The organism is Aquibium carbonis, from assembly GCF_003970795.1.
GTDB lineage: Bacteria > Pseudomonadota > Alphaproteobacteria > Rhizobiales > Rhizobiaceae > Aquibium > Aquibium carbonis.
The window spans coordinates 82,838-100,333 of the sequence record NZ_RWKW01000031.1; the positions used below are offsets into that span (position 1 = coordinate 82,838).

At 68.8% G+C, this 17,496-nt stretch carries 17 protein-coding genes; 11 read left to right on the top strand and 6 right to left on the bottom strand.

Going from position 1 to position 17,496, the window contains the following annotated elements:
- Nucleotide 1: 1 nt before the first annotated feature.
- The 3 genes from EJC49_RS08890 to phnG are packed head-to-tail and all read right to left on the bottom strand — an operon-like array spanning nucleotide 2 to nucleotide 2,210.
- Nucleotides 2-1,108: a carbon-phosphorus lyase complex subunit gene (locus tag EJC49_RS08890; protein ID WP_126699393.1), complete on the bottom strand. Its 1,107-nt coding sequence runs from the start codon at nucleotides 1,106-1,108 to the stop codon at nucleotides 2-4.
- A gap of 3 nt (nucleotides 1,109-1,111) precedes the next feature.
- Complete coding sequence (phnH, locus tag EJC49_RS08895) at nucleotides 1,112-1,729, bottom strand: phosphonate C-P lyase system protein PhnH (RefSeq protein WP_126699395.1); 618 nt, start codon at nucleotides 1,727-1,729, stop codon at nucleotides 1,112-1,114.
- Between the two features lies 1 nt (nucleotide 1,730).
- Entirely contained in the window at nucleotides 1,731-2,210 is a 480-nt protein-coding gene (gene phnG / locus EJC49_RS08900; protein ID WP_126699397.1) for a phosphonate C-P lyase system protein PhnG, read from the bottom strand.
- A gap of 110 nt (nucleotides 2,211-2,320) precedes the next feature.
- On the opposite strand from phnG, the gene phnF reads away from it, so the two are divergent.
- Nucleotides 2,321-3,064: a phosphonate metabolism transcriptional regulator PhnF gene (gene phnF, locus EJC49_RS08905; RefSeq protein ID WP_126699399.1), complete on the top strand. Its 744-nt coding sequence runs from the start codon at nucleotides 2,321-2,323 to the stop codon at nucleotides 3,062-3,064.
- Nucleotides 3,065-3,068: 4 nt separating this feature from the next.
- On the opposite strand, the gene EJC49_RS08910 is transcribed toward phnF, so the two are convergent.
- Nucleotides 3,069-3,272 carry a DUF3329 domain-containing protein gene (locus EJC49_RS08910; RefSeq protein ID WP_126699401.1) on the bottom strand — a complete coding sequence of 68 codons (204 nt, stop codon included), beginning with the start codon at nucleotides 3,270-3,272 and terminating at the stop codon, nucleotides 3,069-3,071.
- 189 nt (nucleotides 3,273-3,461) lie between these two features.
- Between EJC49_RS08910 and EJC49_RS08915 the strand changes: the two genes are divergently transcribed.
- From EJC49_RS08915 to purD, 7 genes are all read left to right on the top strand, one after another.
- Nucleotides 3,462-4,679 (top strand): ABC transporter substrate-binding protein, encoded by a 1,218-nt coding sequence (locus EJC49_RS08915; RefSeq protein ID WP_126699403.1) that lies wholly within the window; start codon nucleotides 3,462-3,464, stop codon nucleotides 4,677-4,679.
- Nucleotides 4,680-4,707: 28 nt separating this feature from the next.
- On the top strand, nucleotides 4,708-6,384 hold the full coding sequence (locus EJC49_RS08920) for an ABC transporter permease (protein WP_126699405.1): 1,677 nt from the start codon (nucleotides 4,708-4,710) through the stop codon (nucleotides 6,382-6,384).
- 10 nt (nucleotides 6,385-6,394) lie between these two features.
- Entirely contained in the window at nucleotides 6,395-7,036 is a 642-nt protein-coding gene (locus EJC49_RS08925) for an ATP-binding cassette domain-containing protein (protein WP_126699407.1), read from the top strand.
- The gene (gene hrpB / locus EJC49_RS08930; protein WP_126699409.1) at nucleotides 7,033-9,516 is read left to right on the top strand and encodes an ATP-dependent helicase HrpB; all 2,484 of its coding nucleotides are present in this window, start codon (nucleotides 7,033-7,035) and stop codon (nucleotides 9,514-9,516) included. Before EJC49_RS08925 ends, hrpB begins: the two co-directional genes overlap by 4 nt.
- A 49-nt stretch (nucleotides 9,517-9,565) precedes the next feature.
- Nucleotides 9,566-10,885 carry an ActS/PrrB/RegB family redox-sensitive histidine kinase gene (locus EJC49_RS08935; RefSeq protein WP_126699470.1) on the top strand — a complete coding sequence of 440 codons (1,320 nt, stop codon included), beginning with the start codon at nucleotides 9,566-9,568 and terminating at the stop codon, nucleotides 10,883-10,885.
- A gap of 71 nt (nucleotides 10,886-10,956) precedes the next feature.
- On the top strand, nucleotides 10,957-11,511 hold the full coding sequence (locus tag EJC49_RS08940; RefSeq protein WP_126699411.1) for an ActR/PrrA/RegA family redox response regulator transcription factor: 555 nt from the start codon (nucleotides 10,957-10,959) through the stop codon (nucleotides 11,509-11,511).
- Between the two features lie 93 nt (nucleotides 11,512-11,604).
- Nucleotides 11,605-12,882, top strand: coding sequence for a phosphoribosylamine--glycine ligase (gene purD, locus EJC49_RS08945; protein ID WP_126699413.1), 1,278 nt, complete (start codon nucleotides 11,605-11,607; stop codon nucleotides 12,880-12,882).
- Between the two features lie 261 nt (nucleotides 12,883-13,143).
- Here purD and EJC49_RS08955 read toward each other — a convergent pair whose 3' ends face one another.
- Nucleotides 13,144-14,655, bottom strand: coding sequence for a malonate--CoA ligase (locus tag EJC49_RS08955; RefSeq protein ID WP_126699416.1), 1,512 nt, complete (start codon nucleotides 14,653-14,655; stop codon nucleotides 13,144-13,146).
- Between the two features lie 228 nt (nucleotides 14,656-14,883).
- Between EJC49_RS08955 and EJC49_RS08960 the strand changes: the two genes are divergently transcribed.
- The 3 genes from EJC49_RS08960 (at nucleotide 14,884) to EJC49_RS08970 (ending at nucleotide 16,395) form a co-directional block, all read left to right on the top strand.
- Complete coding sequence (locus EJC49_RS08960; protein WP_126699418.1) at nucleotides 14,884-15,318, top strand: curlin; 435 nt, start codon at nucleotides 14,884-14,886, stop codon at nucleotides 15,316-15,318.
- Between the two features lie 77 nt (nucleotides 15,319-15,395).
- Nucleotides 15,396-15,779, top strand: a complete 384-nt coding sequence (gene csgH / locus EJC49_RS08965) for a curli-like amyloid fiber formation chaperone CsgH (protein ID WP_126699420.1) — start codon at nucleotides 15,396-15,398, stop codon at nucleotides 15,777-15,779.
- A 208-nt stretch (nucleotides 15,780-15,987) separates the two neighbouring features.
- Nucleotides 15,988-16,395, top strand: coding sequence for a curlin (locus tag EJC49_RS08970; protein WP_126699422.1), 408 nt, complete (start codon nucleotides 15,988-15,990; stop codon nucleotides 16,393-16,395).
- A gap of 127 nt (nucleotides 16,396-16,522) precedes the next feature.
- Here EJC49_RS08970 and EJC49_RS08975 read toward each other — a convergent pair whose 3' ends face one another.
- A complete protein-coding gene (locus EJC49_RS08975) occupies nucleotides 16,523-17,473 on the bottom strand; it encodes a 2-hydroxyacid dehydrogenase (protein ID WP_425358804.1) in 951 nt (316 codons plus the stop codon).
- Between the last annotated feature and the right edge of the window lie 23 nt (nucleotides 17,474-17,496).

Below are 17,496 nucleotides of genomic sequence, written 5' to 3' on the forward strand. Positions count from 1 at the left end.
GTCATTCGGCCGCTTCCTTGCGCTCGGCGGAGGCCCCCCGCCGCTCGTCGAATTCCGTGCGCATCTGGCGCACCAATCCAAGCTCGGCCTGGAAGTCGACATAGTGCGGCAGCTTCAGGTGCTCCACGAAGCCCGTTGCCTGCACGTTGTCGGAATGGGCGATGACGAATTCCTGGTCCTGCGCCGGCGCGACGATGTCCTCGCCGAACTCGGCGGCCCTCAAGGCCCGGTCGCATAGCGACATCGCCATCGCCTTGCGCTCGGACTGGCCCATCACCAGCCCGTAACCCCGGGTGAACTGCGGCGGCGCCTTCATCGATCCCTTGAACTGGTTGACCATCTGGCACTCGGTCACGCGGATCCGGCCCAGGGGGACGGCGAAAGGCAGTTCGGGCACGTCGAGCTCGACGTCGACTTCGCCGATGCGGATCTCGCCGACGAAGGGATGCGTGCGGCCGAAGCCGCGCTGCGTCGAATAGGCGAGCGCCAGCAGGAAACCTTCGTCGCCGCGCGACAGCGCCTGCAGCCGTACATCGCGATCCATCGGGTACTCGGCCGGCTGGCGCGTGATATCGCCGGGCTCCGTGCCGGCCCCCGCAGCGCCGTCGGGCTCGATCAGACCTTCCTGCGCCAGGATCTCGGTCACGCGCGGCATCGGCTCGGGCGCCTCCGGTCGGACGGCCGGTGCCTCGACCGGTGCGTCGCCGGCCAGTTCCGGATCGAGGAGCCGGTGGGTGTAGTCGAAGGTCGGGCCAAGCAGCTGTCCGCCCGGCAGGTCCTTGTAGGTTGCCGATACGCGCCGCTCCACTAGCATCGCGCCGGTCTCCACCGGGCGCGAATAGCCGAAGCGCGGCAAGGTGGTGCGGTAGGCGCGGGTTAGGAAAATCGCCTCGATCATGTCCCCGCGGGCCTGGCGTATCGCGAGGGCCGCCAGTTCACGGTCGTAAAGCGAACCTTCCGCCATGACGCGGTCGACGGCGAGCGCCAGCTGTTCGACGATCTGGTCGAGCCTCAGCGCCGGAACGTCGCGGTCGCCACGGCGGCGGTCGGCGAGCAGGCGATGCGCGTTGTCGATGGCGACCTCGCCGCCCTTTACGGCAACATACATGGCTCAAGCCTCCGTTTCGAAGATGCGCGTGGTGCGCGGCAGACAGGAGATCGCGTCGGGCGCGGCCAGGATCAGGTCGACGCCCCGCGGGAACCGGGCCCGGTTCTGCTTCCACTGGGCAGCGAAATGGCGCGGCAGCGGAAACGGCGAAAGCGCCGCAGACGTCTCGATCCCAGGCCCTTCGAGATGGAGTTCGCGCCCCTTGGTGAGCGTGTCGACCTGCAGGATCAGCGTCGTCGACCGGTCGGGATATTCCTGCGATCCCTGAGCGAAGTTCTCCAGCGCCATCAGTTCGCCGGGGCTGCTTGCAAGAACGAAATGCGCGTCGGCCGGAATGGTCGTCAGCGGCGCACCGCAGTGAAAGCCGAGCCAGCCGCGGACGTCGGTCGATACGTCGAGCCGGGCGTCCAGCCAGAGCGGCGTGTCGTGGTCGCACAAGGTGAGAGCCACGGAAGCGGCGGTCGACGTCAGCGGTGCCGGTGGCAGGGCCAAGGCCGCGACGGGGTGCACGGTCCCGGGGCGCGCCATGGCGTCCATCAACGCACGAAACACGGCCTGCGCGGCCAGGGGCGGATTCTGGAAGCCGCCCTCGATGGGCGTCGTGGTCAGGAAGCCGTTCATCTCAATCCTCTCCGCGCACCATGGTGAAGAAGTCGACCCGGGTCGCCGCGGTTTCGGCGCGCTGCTGCGCCTCGGCCTGCGCCGCCCTGGCGGCCAGAGGCAGGATGATCCGTTCCTCGACGGTCGCGCGCATGTCGGCGCGCTGCCACAGCGCGTCGATCGTTGCCGACAAGGTCGCCTTCTCGCGGTCGCGACCGAGGGCATAGGCATGCCCGATCTCGCCGGTCGCGAGTCGAACCGTAGCGCGCGTCACCGTCGCTTCGCCGAAGTTGAACGGTGCACCGCCGCCGCCCATGCGCCCGCGCAGCGTCACCAGGCCGGTTTCGGGGCCGCGCAAGGTCCTGGCCTCCACACATATCCCGGCCTCTCGCCAGAGGGCCCGGAGGTCTTCGGCCGGCGCGGCGGAAAGGGCCGCCATCGCAGCCTTGCGTCGGGCGTTTTCTTCCTGATCGCGCGAGCGATCCCTCGGGGCGCTGGCCATGCTGCGGGTCTCCGCTTGTTCTTTCAATTCGTCTATTGATATAGACAACTATACAAACTATACGTTTTCCTATTCCCTGTCCATGACGGACAGATGACAGGAGACGTCCCATGGCCGTGAAGGCCGCGACGACCATGGACCGAAGGACGGGTGTCGCCCTGTGGCGGCAGATCGCCGACCGAATCCGCCAGGGCATCGCAGCGGGCGAGTTCGGCGAAGGCGGGCGGCTGCCGCCGGAAACGGCGCTGGCCGAACGTTTCGGCGTCAACCGCCACACCGTGCGCGGCGCCATTGCCGCGCTCGTGCAGGAGGGCGTGCTGCGGGCCGAGCAGGGCCGCGGCACCTTCGTCGAGCGTCGCAAGCGGCTGTCCTATCCGATTGCCCGGCGCACGCGCTTTTCAGAAGGATTGCGCGACCAGGCGCAGGATCGCCGGGGGCATCTGCTTGGCGAGACCCGCGAGGATGCGGATACCCGCGTGGCCGAGGCGCTCGGGCTCCAGCCCGGCGCGCCCGTCTTGCGCGTCGAAACGATGAGCGAGGCCGACGGCCGTCCGGTTTCGTGCGCAACGAGCTGGTTCGACGCGGCGCGCTTTGCCGGCATGGGCGAGGCCATCGCCGAGACCGGCTCGGTCACGCTCGCCTATCGCCGCCATGGCGTGGAGGATTATTTCCGTCAGTCGACCACCGTTTCGGCCCGGCACGCCGACGTCGGCGACCTGGCCGCGCTGAAGCTGGCGCCTGGCGCAATCGTCCTCGTTGCGCTGGCGGTGAACGTCGACGTCGAGGGCCGGCCGATCCAGTTTTCCGAGACGCGCTTCGCCGCCGATCGCGTCGAACTGGCGGTGGCCGAATAGCTGCTCAGCCGTTCGGGTCGTCCCCGTCCGGCGGCACCTTGTAGGCGTAGAGCAGGCTCCAGGCGCCATAGGCCGTCACCGCCGCCGCGATCAGGGTCCAGGTCTGGTCGCCATAGGCCCATTCGACGACGGCCCAGCCGGCGCAGACGACAACGATGGCGACCCGCCGCCCGAGCGGCCGAAAGAATGTATCGCCTGCTTTCGCCATTCGCTGATCCTCGTTCCGTCCTAGCAGCGACGTCTCTCGAGGCCGCAAGATGCGATGCCTCGCATGTTTCGCCGCGTCACGAAAGTCTCACGCCTAAGTGAGGCGATTGTGTCGCCGCGTTCGGTTGACCGCCCTCCGTCGCCCATGCTCAATCCAGGGCCGATACGCCTGCCGCCCTGGAGACTTCCGATGAAGACACTCGCCCTGTCCATGTTCGCGCTGGCCGCGACGACACTTGGCGCCGTAGCCGATCCGGACCCGAAGGACTGGGACGCCGTGCTGGCCGCCGCGAAGGGCGAGACCGTCTACTGGAACGCGTGGGGCGGCTCGGAAAACATCAACGCCTACATCGAGTGGGCGGGCGCGGAGCTCAAGGCGCGTCATGGCGTCAGCCTCGTCCACGTCAAGCTCGACGACACCGCCAACGCGGTCGCCAAGGTGGTGGCCGAAAAGGCGGCGGGCAAGGACAGCGGCGGATCGGTCGACCTCATCTGGATCAATGGCGAGAATTTCGCGTCGATGAAGCGCCAGGGGCTGCTGCTGTCGCCGGGCTGGGCCGAGGATCTGCCGAACTGGACCTATGTCGACGTCGACAACAAACCGACCATCCGCACCGATTTCACCATTCCGGTCGAGGGTCTGGAAAGCCCTTGGGGCATGGCCAAGCTGGTCTTCTTCCATGATCAGGCGCGCACGGACGCCAAGGCCATGCCGACCGACGCGCGGTCGCTTCTCGACTGGGCCAAGGCCCACCCCGGCCGCTTCTCTTATCCGCAGCCGCCGGACTTCATCGGCTCGTCCTTCCTGAAGCAGGTGCTGTCGGAACTGGTCGAGGACCGCTCGGTCCTGCTCGAACCCGTGGACGACGCCAGCTTCGAGGCCATCGTCGCGCCGCTCTATTCCTATCTCGACGCGTTGCACCCGCTGATGTGGCGCTCCGGCCGCGCCTACCCGGCAAACTATCCGGCCATGAAGCAGCTGCTCGCCGACGGCGAGCTCGACATCATCTTCGCCTTCAATCCCTCGGAAGCCTCCAGCGCCATCGCCAACGGCGAACTGCCCGACACGGTGCGCTCCTTCACCTTCCCGGGCGGCACGCTGTCCAACACCCATTTCGTCGCGATTCCCTACAATGCCGCTTCCGCGGCCGGTGCGCTGGTCGTCGCCAATTTCCTGATCTCGCCGGAGGCGCAGGCGCGCAAGCAGGATCCGAAGGTGTGGGGCGACCCGACCGTGCTGGCCATGGACAGGCTGGAACCCGACGACCGCGCCCGCTTCGAGGCGCTCGAACTCGGCGTCGCCACCCTGAAACCGGACGAACTGGGACCCGCGCTCGACGAGCCGCACCCCTCGTGGATGGATCGTCTCGAAGGCGAGTGGAAGCGTCGCTACGGCGTGGCCAACTGATGCGGCCGGATCGGCCCTAGCGCGAACCATGCTCACCCGCCTGGGGCCGCCGGCCGCCATCCTGCTGTTGTCGGGACCCATCCTGGCGGGGCTTGCCGGTACGATGCTGCCGGCTTTCGGCTATCTGCCGGCGCTGGGCGGCGAGGCCTTTTCACTCGATCCGTTGCGCCAGCTCGCCGCCGTGCCCGGCATCGCCGGTTCGGCGCTGCTCAGCCTGCAGGCCGGTCTCGCTTCGGCGGCTCTGTCGCTCGGCGTCGTCATGCTGTTCGTCGCCGCCTGGGCCGGAACCTCGGCCTTTTCCCGCGTCCAGCACCTGATCTCGCCGCTCCTGTCGGTGCCGCATGCGGCGGCGGCCTTCGGCTTCGCCTTCCTGATCGCCCCGAGCGGGCTCGTCGCGCGCTTCCTTTCGCCAGAGCTCACCGGCTGGGAGCGCCCCCCTGACCTGCTCATCGTCAACGATCCGATGGGGTTTTCACTCATCGCCGGACTGGTGGCGAAGGAGATTCCCTTTTTGTTGCTGGTGACGCTCGCCGCCCTGCCGCAGGTGCCGCTCGCCCGCACGCGGCAGCTCGCCGCCTCGCTCGGCTACGGCCGTATCGCCGGCTTCCTCTATTGCCTGTGGCCGCTGATCTACCGGCAGATCCGCCTGCCGGTCTTCGCCGTCATCGCCTTCGCCTCCTCGGTGGTCGACGTGGCCGTCATCCTCGGTCCGTCGACGCCGCCGACGCTGGCCGTGCGGCTGGTCGGCTGGATGAACGATCCGGAACTCTCCATGCGCTTCCTCGCCTCGGCGGGCGCTCTGCTCCAGCTCGGCGTCAGCGCTGCCGCGATCCTCGCCTGGCTCGTCGTCGAACGGATCGGCGCAGGCATGCTGCGCGTCTTCTGCGAAGAGGGCCGCCGCTTCAGCCGCGATGCCGCCTTGCGCTGGCTGTCTTTCGCGCTGATGCTCGCCTCCGCGCTTTCGGTTTTTGCCGGCCTCGGGGCGCTCGCCATCTGGTCGGTGGCCGGTCTCTGGCAATTTCCCGACGCGCTGCCGCGCTCCGTTTCGCTCAAGACCTGGATCGCCACCGCGCCGCGCGTGGTGGAGCCGCTCGCCACGACGCTCGCCGCCGGGCTGATCTCGACGGTTCTGGCGCTGGTGCTGGCGCTGCTCTGCCTCATGCGCGAGGACGAGACCGGCAGGCGCGGCCGCCGCGCCGCGGCGCTGATCTACCTGCCGCTGATCGTGCCGCAGGCGGCCTTCCTGTTCGGGCTGCATCTCCTGTTCCTGCTCGGCGGGGTCGGCGCCAGCCTGTGGGCGCTGGTCTTCGTCCACCTGGTGTTCGTCCTGCCCTACGTCTTCCTGTCGCTGTCCGATCCCTGGCGCGCCTTCGACCGCCGCTACGAGGCGATTGCCGCCGGCCTCGGCAGGTCGCGGGCGGAGACGCTCTGGCGCGTGCGCCTGCCGATGCTGGCGCGGCCGGTGCTGACGGCCTGCGCGGTCGGCTTCGCCGTCTCGGTCGGGCTCTACCTGCCGACGGTGCTGATCGGCGCCGGGCGCCTGACGACGATCACCACCGAGGCCGTCGCGCTGGCCTCTGGCGGCAACCGCCGCGTCATCGGCGTCTACGCCTTCCTGCAGATGCTTTTGCCGCTCGCCGGCTTTGCCGTTGCAACCCTCGTCCCGGCGCTGTTATTCCGGCGCTTCCGCGCCATGCGGGTGTGACGGGCAGGCCATGGACCATCAGGGGCTGAGACTGGACGGCGTGACGATCGCGCTCGGGCCGCGCGCGCTGATCGCGATCAGCCACACGGTCGCGCCGGGCGAGGTGCTGACGATCATGGGGCCGTCCGGCTCCGGCAAGTCGACGCTGCTCGCCTATGTCGGCGGCTTTCTCGACAAGGCGTTCACCGCGTCGGGCCGCGTGCTGGCCGGCGAACTCGACCTGACCGCCCTGCCGCCGCAGGAGCGGCATGTCGGCATCCTGTTCCAGGATCCGCTGCTGTTTCCGCACATGAGCGTCGCCGGCAACCTCCTGTTCGCGATCCCGCAGGCGGTCCAGGGCCGCGCCGCGCGGGAAAGCCTCGCGGAGTCCGCACTGGCCGGCGTCGACCTCGCCGGCCTGGGTGCGCGCGACCCCGACACGCTGTCGGGCGGCCAGAAGGCGCGCGTCGCGCTCGCCCGCGTGCTGGTCTCGGCGCCGCGCGCGCTCTTGCTCGACGAACCCTTTTCCAAGCTCGACGCCGACCTGCGCCACCAGATGCGCGAGCTGGTCTTCGCCAAGGCCCGCGCCAGCGGCCTGCCGGTCATCCTCGTCACCCATGACGAGGCCGATGCGGCGGCCGCCGGCGGAACCATCGTGCGGATCGGCGCATGACGAGGCCCGCTTTGCCGCCGCTTCCGGTGACGGAGGCGTTGCCCGCGCTGCTGGATGCGCTCGCGAAGGGCAGGTCGGCCGTGCTCGTCGCGCCGCCCGGCGCGGGCAAGACCACGCTGGTCCCGATCGCGCTGATGGACGAAGCCTGGCGCGGCGGCGGCACGATCCTGCTGCTCGAGCCGCGCCGCCTCGCTGCCCGCGCCGCGGCCCGGCGCATGGCGTCGCTGCTCGGGGAGGAGGTCGGCGGCACCGTCGGCTATGCCATGCGCATGGAGAACCGGACCTCGGCCAAGACCCGCATCCTCGTCGTCACCGAGGGCGTGCTCGCCCGCATGATCCTCGACGATCCCGAACTGACCGGCATCACCGCCATCCTTTTCGACGAGTTTCACGAACGTTCGCTCGACGGCGATTTCGGCCTCGCCCTGGCGCTCGACGTGCAAGGCGCGCTGCGGCCTGACCTTCGCCTCCTCGTAATGTCCGCCACGCTCGACGGCGCACGGGTGGCGCGCCTTCTTCGTGATGCGCCGGTGATCGAAAGCGCCGGCCGCAGCTTCCCGATCGAGATCCGCCACGAGGACCGAACGGCCGAGACCGCCATCGAGGACGCGATGGCGCGCGCGATCCGCTCGGCGCTCGCGTCGGAGACGGGCAGCGTGCTCGCCTTCCTGCCCGGCCAGCGTGAGATCGAGCGAACCGCCGAGCGGCTGACAGGCGCCGTCGCCGCCAATGTCGACATCATCCCCCTCTTCGGCGCGATGGACGGAAAGGCGCAGGATGCCGCGATCCGCCCGCCCGCGCCCGGCCGTCGCAAGGTCGTGCTCGCCACGTCGATCGCCGAGACCTCGATCACCATCGACGGCGTGCGGGTGGTGGTGGACTCCGGCCTGTCGCGCCAGCCGCGCTACGAGCCGGCGACCGGCTTGACCCGGCTGGAAACCGTGCGCGTCTCCCGTGCCTCCGCCGACCAGCGCGCCGGCCGCGCCGGGCGCACCGAGCCGGGCATCGCGATCCGCCTCTGGCGCGCCGAGCAGACGGCGGCGCTGCCGGCCTTCTCGCCGCCGGAGATCCTCGAGGCCGACCTCTCCGGCCTGCTGCTCGACTGCGCAGCCTTCGGCGTCGCCGATCCGACGATGCTGTCCTTCCTCGATCCGCCTCCGGTCCCCGCATTGGCGGAGGCACGCGCGCTGCTTTCCGATCTCGGCGCGATCGGCGCCGACGGGCGACTGACCCCGGACGGCGAGGCCATGCGGCGCCTCGCGCTCCCCGTGCGCTTTGCCCACATGGTCGCGAAGGCAGCCTTCACCGGCAATGAACTCGCCGCCGCCGAACTCGCCGTCCTGATGACCGAGCGTGGCCTCGGCGGCACCAGCGCCGATCTCGAAGCCCGCCTGTCCCGCTTCCGCTCCGAGCGCGGGGTTCGTGCCGATGCCGCGCGCGGACTGGCACGGCGGCTTGCCGCAACCGCCGTTTCCGTGGCGAAGGCCGACCGCGAGCGCATCGATATCGAGCCTGAAACGGCCGGTTCGCTTCTCGTCGATGCCTGGCCCGACCGGGTCGCCAGGGCGCGTGGCGCGCCGGGTCGCTTCGTCCTGGCCAATGGCCGCGGCGCCATGGTGGAGGAGGCCGATCCGCTTGCCCGGCACGCCTTCCTCGTCGTTGCCGACCTGCAGGGCAAGGCGCAGAACCCGCGCATCATCTCAGCGGCGCCCGTTTCGGAGGACGAGATCCGAGCAAAGCTGGCGCATCGCATCGAAACCACGACAGAGGTCCGGTTCGATGCCGAGCGGCGATCCGTGCGGGTGCGCGAGACGACCCGGCTCGGCGCCATCACCCTCTCGGAACGCGCGCTGCCAGCGCCGCGCGGCGAGGCGGCCGATCGCGCCATCCTCGAGGCCCTGCGCCAGCATGGCGTCGCCATCCTGCCCTGGGGCAAGGCCTCGACCACCCTGCGCAACCGCCTTGCCTGGTTGCGCACCGGCCTCGGCGACCCCTGGCCCGACGTCTCCGACGCCGCCCTGGCGGCCAGGCTCGACGACTGGCTTGCGCCGTTCCTGCGCGGCGACGCCTCGCTCGCGTCCCTGCCCGAACAGGCGCTTGTCGATGGGTTACGGTCGCTGGTGCCCTACGATCTGCATCGGCGGATCGACGAGCTGGCGCCGACCCATTTCAACGCGCCGTCCGGCAGTCACGTCCCCATCGATTACGAGGGCGAGCAGCCGGTGCTGGCGATCCGCGTCCAGGAGCTCTTCGGCCTCGCCACCCATCCGTCGATCGCCGGCGGCGCCGTTGCGCTGACGCTGGAGTTGCTGTCGCCCGCCCATCGGCCGATCCAGACGACGCGCGACCTGCCCGGCTTCTGGCGCGGCTCCTGGACCGACGTCCGCTCCGACATGCGCGGGCGATATCCGAGACACGTCTGGCCCGAGAACCCGCTGGAGGCGCAGGCGACCGCGCGCGCCAAGCCGCGGGGAACCTGAACCGGACGGGCTGCTTCAAAGCCGCACTGAAAGGGTTTAAGCCTTGGCCATGCAGACCGATTTTCGTACGCTCGACTATCAGGAAAGCCGCCAGCTCCGGCTCAACACGCTGATCCGCCTGCGGTGGCTCGCCATCGTCGGCCAGAGCGCGGCCATCATCATCGTCGACTACTGGTTCGATTTCGCAACGCCGGTCGGCTTGTGCTTCGCGCTCATCGCCTGCTCGGCCTGGATCAACCTGTTCCTGGCCTTCCGGTTTCCCGCAACCCATCGTCTCGAGCCGCCGGCCGCCCTGGCGATCCTGGTCGTCGATGCCATGCAGATGGCGGGCCTGCTTTTCCTCACCGGCGGGCTCACCAATCCCTTCGCCATCCTGATGGCCGTCCCGGTGGTCATTTCGGCCACGGCGCTGCCCCTTCAGTTCACAGCGGTGCTCGGGCTCCTGGTCACCGTGGCCGTCACCATCCTCGCCATCTATCATTTCCCCTTGCCCTGGTTCGACGAGGCCGGGCTGGCGGTGCCCTTCCTCTATGTCGCCGGCATCTGGATGGCGGTGGTCTCCACGATGGCGTTTACCGCCGTCTATGTCTGGCGGGTTGCGGAGGAGGCGCGTCAACTCGCCGCCGCCCTGACGGCGACCGAACTCGTGCTGCAGCGCGAACAGCACCTGTCCGCGCTCGATGGTCTGGCCGCCGCCGCCGCGCACGAACTGGGCACCCCGCTCGCCACCATCGCGCTGGTTGCCAAGGAAATGCAGCGTGCGATCGGAGACGATCCGAAGCTCAAGGACGATCTGGTGCTGCTGCGCTCCCAGAGCGAGCGCTGCAAGGAAATCCTCAAGCGGCTGACGAGTCTCTCCTCGCAGAGCGAGGAACATTTCGCACGCCTGCCGCTGACCTCTCTGATCGAGGACGTGATCGCGCCCCACCGCGATTTCGGCATCGCGATCAGCCTCGAGCCCGGGCAGGCGGCCGGACCGGAGCCGGTCGGGCAGCGCAATCCCGGCGTCATCTACGGCCTTGGCAATCTGGTCGAGAACGCCGTCGACTTCGCCCGCGAGAAGGTCTCGATACGCTGGACCTGGGACACCGATCGCGTCACCATCGGCGTGACAGACGACGGGCCCGGCTATCCGCCCGAGATCATCGATCGCATCGGCGAGCCCTACATGACGACGCGCGGCTCGGGCCAGTCGAGCGGCGGCGGGCTCGGGCTCGGCCTGTTCATCGCCAAGACGCTGCTCGAACGATCCGGCGCCGTGGTTTCCTTCCGCAACGCCGGCGCGCCGGGGCAGGGCGCCGAAGTGGTGGTCACCTGGCCGCGCGATGTGTTTTTGCGCCAGAACGCCGTGCTGGAAGCGGCCGGTTGACGCAGGTCGAATGGACATGGCCGGTTTTTTGAATACATAAGGGCCACAAAGCGCCCGAAAGAAGAAAAAACATGGATCCAGACCCGCACGACGCCCTCGGAGACGATCGCACGCTCCTGATCGTCGATGACGACAAGCCTTTTCTCACCCGCCTGGCCCGAGCGATGGAGACGCGCGGCTTCGCGGTCGACACCGCCGAGAGCGTCGAGGAGGCTCTGGCAAAGGCGAAGTCCGCCGCACCGGCCTACGCGGTGGTGGACATGCGGCTCGGCGACGGCAATGGCCTGGACGTGGTGTCCGCCATTCACGAGAAGCGGGCCGACTGCCGCGCCATCATCCTCACCGGCTACGGCAACATCGCCACCGCGGTAACCGCCGTGAAGCTCGGGGCGATCGACTATCTGGCCAAGCCGGCCGATGCCGACGACATCTATGCCGCCCTGACCCGCACGCGGGCCGACCGCATCGACCCGCCGGAGAACCCGATGTCGGCCGACCGGGTCCGCTGGGAGCATATCCAGCGCGTCTACGAGATGTGCGAGCGCAACGTCTCCGAAACGGCGCGCCGGCTGAACATGCACCGCCGCACGCTGCAGCGCATCCTGGCCAAGCGCGCCCCGCGATAGCGCGCGTCGCACCCGTTCCGGCTGGACTGCTTGACCGGACGGGCTTCACGTCCTAGGCGAGCCGCTGGATACGCGGCGACGGAAGGATAAGGCATGCGGGTTCTGTTGATCGGCTCGGGCGGCCGCGAACACGCGCTGGCGTGGAAACTCGCCGCATCGCCCCTGCTGACGAAGCTGTGGGCCGCACCCGGCAACCCGGGCATCGCCCGGGAGGCGACCTGCATCTCCCTCGACATCGATGATCATTCCTCGATCGTCGCTTTTTGCGCCGAAAACACCGTCGATCTCGTCGTCGTCGGGCCGGAGGCGCCGCTCGTCGCCGGCCTCGCCGACACGCTTCGTGCCGCAGGCATCGCCGTCTTCGGCCCCTCGGCCCTCGCCGCGCAGCTCGAAGGGTCGAAGGGCTTCACCAAGGATCTCTGCGCCCGAATGAGCATTCCGACCGCTGCCTATGGCCGCTTCAACAATGCGCCGAAGGCCAAGGCCTACCTGCGCCAGGTCGGCGCACCCGTGGTGGTCAAGGCCGACGGTCTGGCCGCCGGCAAGGGCGTGACCGTCGCCATGACGCTCGACGAGGCGCTCGACGCCGTCGATGCCTGCTTCGAAGGCGCTTTTGGCGGCGCCGGGGCCGAGGTCGTCGTCGAAGCCTTCCTCGAAGGCGAGGAGGTCAGCTTCTTCTGCCTCTGCGATGGGACGGTGGCGCTGCCCTTCGGTACCGCGCAGGACCACAAGCGCGTCGGCGACGGCGACACGGGACCGAACACCGGCGGCATGGGCGCCTATTCGCCGGCCGCCGTGATGACGCCCGGGCTCGTCGAGCGCACCATGCGCGAGATCATCGAGCCCACCATGCGCGGCATGGCCGAGGCCGGCGCACCGTTCTCCGGCGTGCTCTTCGCCGGGCTGATGCTGACGAAGGACGGCCCGCAGCTGATCGAATACAATGTCCGCTTCGGCGACCCGGAATGCCAGGTGCTGATGATGCGCCTGAAGGACGACCTTCTCGTGCTGCTCAAGGCAGCGGCCGACGGCCAGCTCGGCCACGTTTCGGTGCGCTGGCGCGACGAGGCGGCACTGACGGTGGTGATGGCCGCGAAGGGCTATCCGGGCGCGCCGCAAAAAGGCGGCGTGATTTCCGGGCTCGACGAGGCGGCGACCGGCGGCGTCGAGATCTTCCACGCTGGCACCGCCGAGGCCGAGGGGCGTCTGGTCGCCAATGGCGGCCGCGTCCTCAACGTCACCGCCACCGGCAGGACGGTCGCGCAGGCCCAGGCCAGCGTCTATGCCGCCATCGACCGGATCGACTGGCCGGACGGCTTTTGCCGCCGCGACATCGGCTGGCGCGAAATCGGGCGCGAGAAGGCTGGCTGAGCCGAGGGCGCCTTCAAGACTCCATCGTGGGCTTGTCCGGCCGCGTTCCTTCCGCAATTCGCCTCTTCGTGTGCGCGAGCGAGCATTCCGGTGTGCACAGGGCGCCGCGGTCGCAGTAATAGGCCGGGCCGTTCTCCACGCGCCCGTAATGGAAGCGGAAAAGGGGATCGGTCGAGGACCGGCCGCATTCGATGCAGCGATAGGTCGTGGGCGGTGCGAGCATGTCGATGTCCGTTTTTCGTGGTTCGTGGAGGCGGGCGCTCAGCCATACAGGCCCTTGTAGCTGTCGCGCAGAACGTTCTTCTGCACCTTGCCCATGGTGTTGCGCGGCAGTTCGTCGACGAAGATCACGCGCTTCGGCTGCTTGAATCGGGCCAGCCGTTCGCCCAGCCCCGCCATGATGCCCGCCTCGTCGATCGTCGAGCCCTTCTCGCGCACCACCACCGCCGTCACGCCCTCGCCGAAGTCGGGATGGGCGATGCCGATGACGGCGCTTTCGACGACGCCCGGCAACTGGTCGATCTCGGTCTCTACCTCCTTGGGATAGATGTTGAAGCCGCCGGAGATGACCAAGTCCTTGCCACGCCCGACGATCTGGACGTAGCCGCGATCGTCCAACAGGCCGAGGTCGCCGGTGATGAAGAAGCCGTCCGGCCTGAACTCCGATGCCGTCTTCTCGGGCATGCGCCAGTAGCCGGAAAACACGTTCGGTCCGCGCACCTCGATCATGCCGGTCTCGCCGGTCGCCAGCGTCGCGCCGCTCTCGGGGTCGACGATCCGCACGTCCACGCCCGGCAAGGCCTGCCCCACGGTGCCGGCGATCCGGTCGCCGTCATAGGGGTTCGACGTGTTCATGTTGGTCTCGGTCATGCCGTAGCGTTCGAGGATCGCGTGCCCCGTCCGCTCGACGAACTGTCGGTGGGTGTCGGCCAGCAGCGGCGCCGAGCCCGACGTGAACAGCCGCATGCCGGCCGCCGCCTCGCGTGTCAGCCCGGGATGCTGCAGGAGCCGCGTGTAGAAGGTCGGCACGCCCATCATCGTCGTGCAGGCGGGCATCAGCCGCAGGATCGCGTCGGGGTCGAACTTCGACAGGAACACCATCGACCCGCCCGACAGGAGCACCACGTTCGACGCCACGAACAGCCCGTGCGTGTGGAAGATCGGCAGCGCGTGGATCAGCCGGTCGGCGGCGGTGAAGCGCCAGACGTTCACCAGCGTCAGCGCGTTGGACAGGAGGTTGTCATGCGTCAGCATGGCGCCCTTCGAGCGCCCGGTGGTGCCCGACGTGTAGAGGATGGCGGCGAGATCGTCCGGCCCGCGCGCCACGTCGTCGAAGTCCGGCGCCAGCGCGTCCAGCCCGTCCATCAGGCTGCCGCCGCCGGTCTCGTCCAGCGTCTCGATCCGAGCGCCGTGGCGAGCCGCCACGTCCCGTGCCGCTTCGGCGCGCTGCGGCGCGACGACGAGCAGCCGCGGCTCGGCGTCGCCCACGAAATAGTCGAGTTCGGCCAGCGTGTAGGCGGTGTTGAGCGGCAGATAGACCGCGCCGGCCCGCAGGCAGGCGAGATAGAGCATCAGCGCCTCGGCGCTCTTCTCCACCTGGACGGCCACCCGGTCACCCGGCTCCACCCCGCGCTCGACCAGCCGTCGCGCCAGCCGGCCCGAAAGGTCGAGCATGTCGCGGTAGCTCCAGCGCCGGCCGTCGAGCGTCTCGATGAAGGGCTGGTCGCCCGCGCCCGCCGCCGCGCGGATCGCGTCGAACATGTGGTTGGCCATGGTCCCTCCTGCGTCGCTGCCATCGACCGGTGCCGGTCGATCCGGTCGTCCTATAGCACGAAGCAGGGTCTGGATTTGAAGCCGGGATTCGTCGGGCGGGATGAATTCGTGCGGCTGAACGCCGGCTGAATGCCCGGTTCAGCCCCGGTTCCGGACGGCGTCCCTACAACCGGAACCGTCAGCACGCGGCGCCCCCGAGCCGCCGGATCCAAGAGAGGAAGACCCCCCATGTTCCGCAAGATCGTCGCCACCGCCCTCGTCGCCGCTTCGCTCGGCATCGTCTCCGCCCCCGCCATGGCCAACCAGGTCAAGATCCAGCAGTGGGGCCTCGGCCACACCGCCGGCGGCGCGCAGACCGGCAAGTTCAACAAGATCGGCACCTACCAGACGGGCAAGTGGAACCAGGCCGTCGCCAACCAGACGGGCCGCCGCAACCAGTCCGCCATCGGCCAGGAGGGCGTCAACAACTTCGCCGATACCTGGCAGAACGGCCGCGGCAACGCCGCCGGCGTGGGTCAGTTCGGATCCAACCACACGGCCATCCTGACCCAGGACGGCAACCGCAACGTCGCCGCCGGCGTCCAGGTCGGCCACGGCTGCGACGCCAACGTCACGCAGGCCGGCCGCGGCAACGTCGCTGCTTTCGTCCAGACCTGCAACTGACGGACAAGTCCGCACAGCCCCGGGCCGGGACACCGCAACGCTTCCCGGCCCCGCCCCCAAATTCAGAGGAGCAAGCCATGCCCCACGTCAGCAAGCGTTTCGTCGCCGCCGCCGCGATCCTCGTGATCGGAGCGGGAGCAGCGGTCGCCACGGCCGGCCCTTCGCCCGATCCCAACCGCTGCGAGATCGTGGCGGAAAAGCACGGCGCAGCAGTCACGCTCATCGGCCTCTACTACGCCGCCAAGGCGCTGGATGGTGAATACACTTTCCGCGTGCGGGGCGCCGGCCGGTCGGGCACAACGGACATCGCCCAGGGCGGCGAATTCTCCGTCGATCCGAGTCAGCCGGCCGAAATCGGCCAGGTCATGCTCGGTGGTGGGGGCACGTCGTATGACGCGACCCTCGTCGTGAAGGCCGCCGGCAAGACGTGGCGCTGCAGCGAGCGCATCGGCGGGCGTTGAATCACGCCAATCCGGTCATCCGTTCAGAAAAGGGCTCCGGCGCGTCCGGGGCCCTTTCACGTTCGCGGACCGGCGGATCCCGGCAGCCGCTGAACGCCTTCTGAACAAGCGGTTCCGGTTCGGTTCAGCGGCCCTGTTCCAATCTCTCCTCATCGCCGGATGAGTACCGCCGGCCAGGCCACCGAACCGCAGAACCTGGGAGAAGACCATGAAGACCGCAAACGCCCTGATCGCCAGCCTCGTCGTCCTTTCCATCGGCACCGCGGGCATGGCAGGGCCCGCTTCCGCCAGCGGATCGGTGTCCATCTCGCTCGCGCCCGCCAATGCCAAGCAGGAGCAGGCCATGCGCGCCGGGCTGGGCATCTACGCCCTCTACAACGGCATCAAGAACGGCGGAATCACGCAGAAGGGCGTCAACAACAGCGCCGGGCTGGCGCAGAACGGTTCCGGGAATCTCGGTGTCGTCCACCAGAAGGGCAACGGTCACAATGGCACCCTGCAGCAGAACGGCAATGGCAACAGCCACGGCCTTTTCCAGTTCGGCAGAAACACCAACGGCCATGTCGTCCAGACCGGCAATGGCGGCACCGGTGCGATCTTCCAGTTCGGCTGGTGAGAACGGCTTATCGTAGCCGCTCCGGTAGGCGGGGCGAACTGATCGGCGAGCCCGCCCACCCGGCCCCGCTCTCGCGCCACTACGAGGCGTCCGCCCGTCGTCGATTTCGGGGAAGCAGGACGTCCCGTCAGTACCCGGCGGAGCGGTCCACCAGATTTTCCAGGGTCTCGCCGCGATCGCAGGCGTCCATCTGGTCGAGCATCGGCCCGGCCAGGTGAGTCGGATCCGACGTCGCGGCAGCGTGGGGCGTCACGAAGACCTTTTCGTGTGTCCAGAGCGGGCTCGTCTTCGGCAGCGGCTCGGTCTCGAAAACGTCGAGGCTGGCTTCCTTGAGGACGCCCTCGTCCAGCGCGCGAGCGATGTCGGCGTCCTTTTGAAGACGGCCGCGGCCGGCATTGATCAGCACCGCCCCGCCGAGCGCGTTGTCGCGACGAAGCTTCGACAACAGTTCGAAATTGACCACGCCGGTCGTTGCCGGCGTCAAGGGCAGCAGCACCACGAGCATGTCGGTCGCGCGCAGGAACGGTTCGAGACCTTCCTTGCCGCCGAAGCAGGCAACGCCCTCCATCGTCGTTCCCGTGCGGCTCCAGCCATTCACCCTGAAGCCGAGCATGAGCAGCGCGCGCGCCGCCGCGCGGCCGAGGTTGCCCAGTCCCATGATGCCGACCGACACGGCGTCCGCCGCCGGTTGCGCAGGCTCACGCCAGATCCGACGCTTCTGCTGCTGTCGATGGAGCAAGCCCTGGCGATGATGGTCGAGAACGCGCCAGCAGACGTATTCCGTCATGTGCTGGGCCAGATTTTCGGCCACGACGCGCACGATCGGCACGTCGGGCAGGCCGGGATCGGAGAAGAGGTGGTCGACGCCGGCGCCGATCGAAAACACCGCCCTCAGGTTCGGAAGGTTCGAGAGCGCGTGCGGCTTCTGCTTCCACACCACGGCGTAGTGGATCGACGGATCGCTCGGGGTCTGCGGCTCGAGCACCACCTCGCGACGAACCGACAGCAGCTCGTGCCAGCGTTGCGGATTGAAACCGGTCACGGAAAGGAGAATCCGTCCCTTGGCTGCTTCGGTCATCATGTCCCCGTCGATCTCGATCC

Excerpts from the sequence above, each read along its gene's own strand:
- EJC49_RS08915 (WP_126699403.1), top strand. The coding sequence starts at position 3,462 with ATGAAGACACTCGCCCTGTCCATGTTCGCGCTGGCCGCGACGACACTT.
- EJC49_RS08975 (WP_425358804.1), bottom strand. The coding sequence starts at position 17,473 with ATGACCGAAGCAGCCAAGGGACGGATTCTCCTTTCCGTGACCGGTTTC.
- phnH (WP_126699395.1), bottom strand. The coding sequence starts at position 1,729 with ATGAACGGCTTCCTGACCACGACGCCCATCGAGGGCGGCTTCCAGAAT.
- EJC49_RS08925 (WP_126699407.1), top strand. The coding sequence starts at position 6,395 with ATGGACCATCAGGGGCTGAGACTGGACGGCGTGACGATCGCGCTCGGG.
- phnG (WP_126699397.1), bottom strand. The coding sequence starts at position 2,210 with ATGGCCAGCGCCCCGAGGGATCGCTCGCGCGATCAGGAAGAAAACGCC.
- EJC49_RS08920 (WP_126699405.1), top strand. The coding sequence starts at position 4,708 with ATGCTCACCCGCCTGGGGCCGCCGGCCGCCATCCTGCTGTTGTCGGGA.
- EJC49_RS08890 (WP_126699393.1), bottom strand. The coding sequence starts at position 1,108 with ATGTATGTTGCCGTAAAGGGCGGCGAGGTCGCCATCGACAACGCGCAT.
- phnF (WP_126699399.1), top strand. The coding sequence starts at position 2,321 with ATGGCCGTGAAGGCCGCGACGACCATGGACCGAAGGACGGGTGTCGCC.
- EJC49_RS08935 (WP_126699470.1), top strand. The coding sequence starts at position 9,566 with ATGCAGACCGATTTTCGTACGCTCGACTATCAGGAAAGCCGCCAGCTC.
- purD (WP_126699413.1), top strand. The coding sequence starts at position 11,605 with ATGCGGGTTCTGTTGATCGGCTCGGGCGGCCGCGAACACGCGCTGGCG.
- EJC49_RS08970 (WP_126699422.1), top strand. The coding sequence starts at position 15,988 with ATGAAGACCGCAAACGCCCTGATCGCCAGCCTCGTCGTCCTTTCCATC.
- EJC49_RS08960 (WP_126699418.1), top strand. The coding sequence starts at position 14,884 with ATGTTCCGCAAGATCGTCGCCACCGCCCTCGTCGCCGCTTCGCTCGGC.
- EJC49_RS08910 (WP_126699401.1), bottom strand. The coding sequence starts at position 3,272 with ATGGCGAAAGCAGGCGATACATTCTTTCGGCCGCTCGGGCGGCGGGTC.
- csgH (WP_126699420.1), top strand. The coding sequence starts at position 15,396 with ATGCCCCACGTCAGCAAGCGTTTCGTCGCCGCCGCCGCGATCCTCGTG.
- EJC49_RS08955 (WP_126699416.1), bottom strand. The coding sequence starts at position 14,655 with ATGGCCAACCACATGTTCGACGCGATCCGCGCGGCGGCGGGCGCGGGC.
- EJC49_RS08940 (WP_126699411.1), top strand. The coding sequence starts at position 10,957 with ATGGATCCAGACCCGCACGACGCCCTCGGAGACGATCGCACGCTCCTG.
- hrpB (WP_126699409.1), top strand. The coding sequence starts at position 7,033 with ATGACGAGGCCCGCTTTGCCGCCGCTTCCGGTGACGGAGGCGTTGCCC.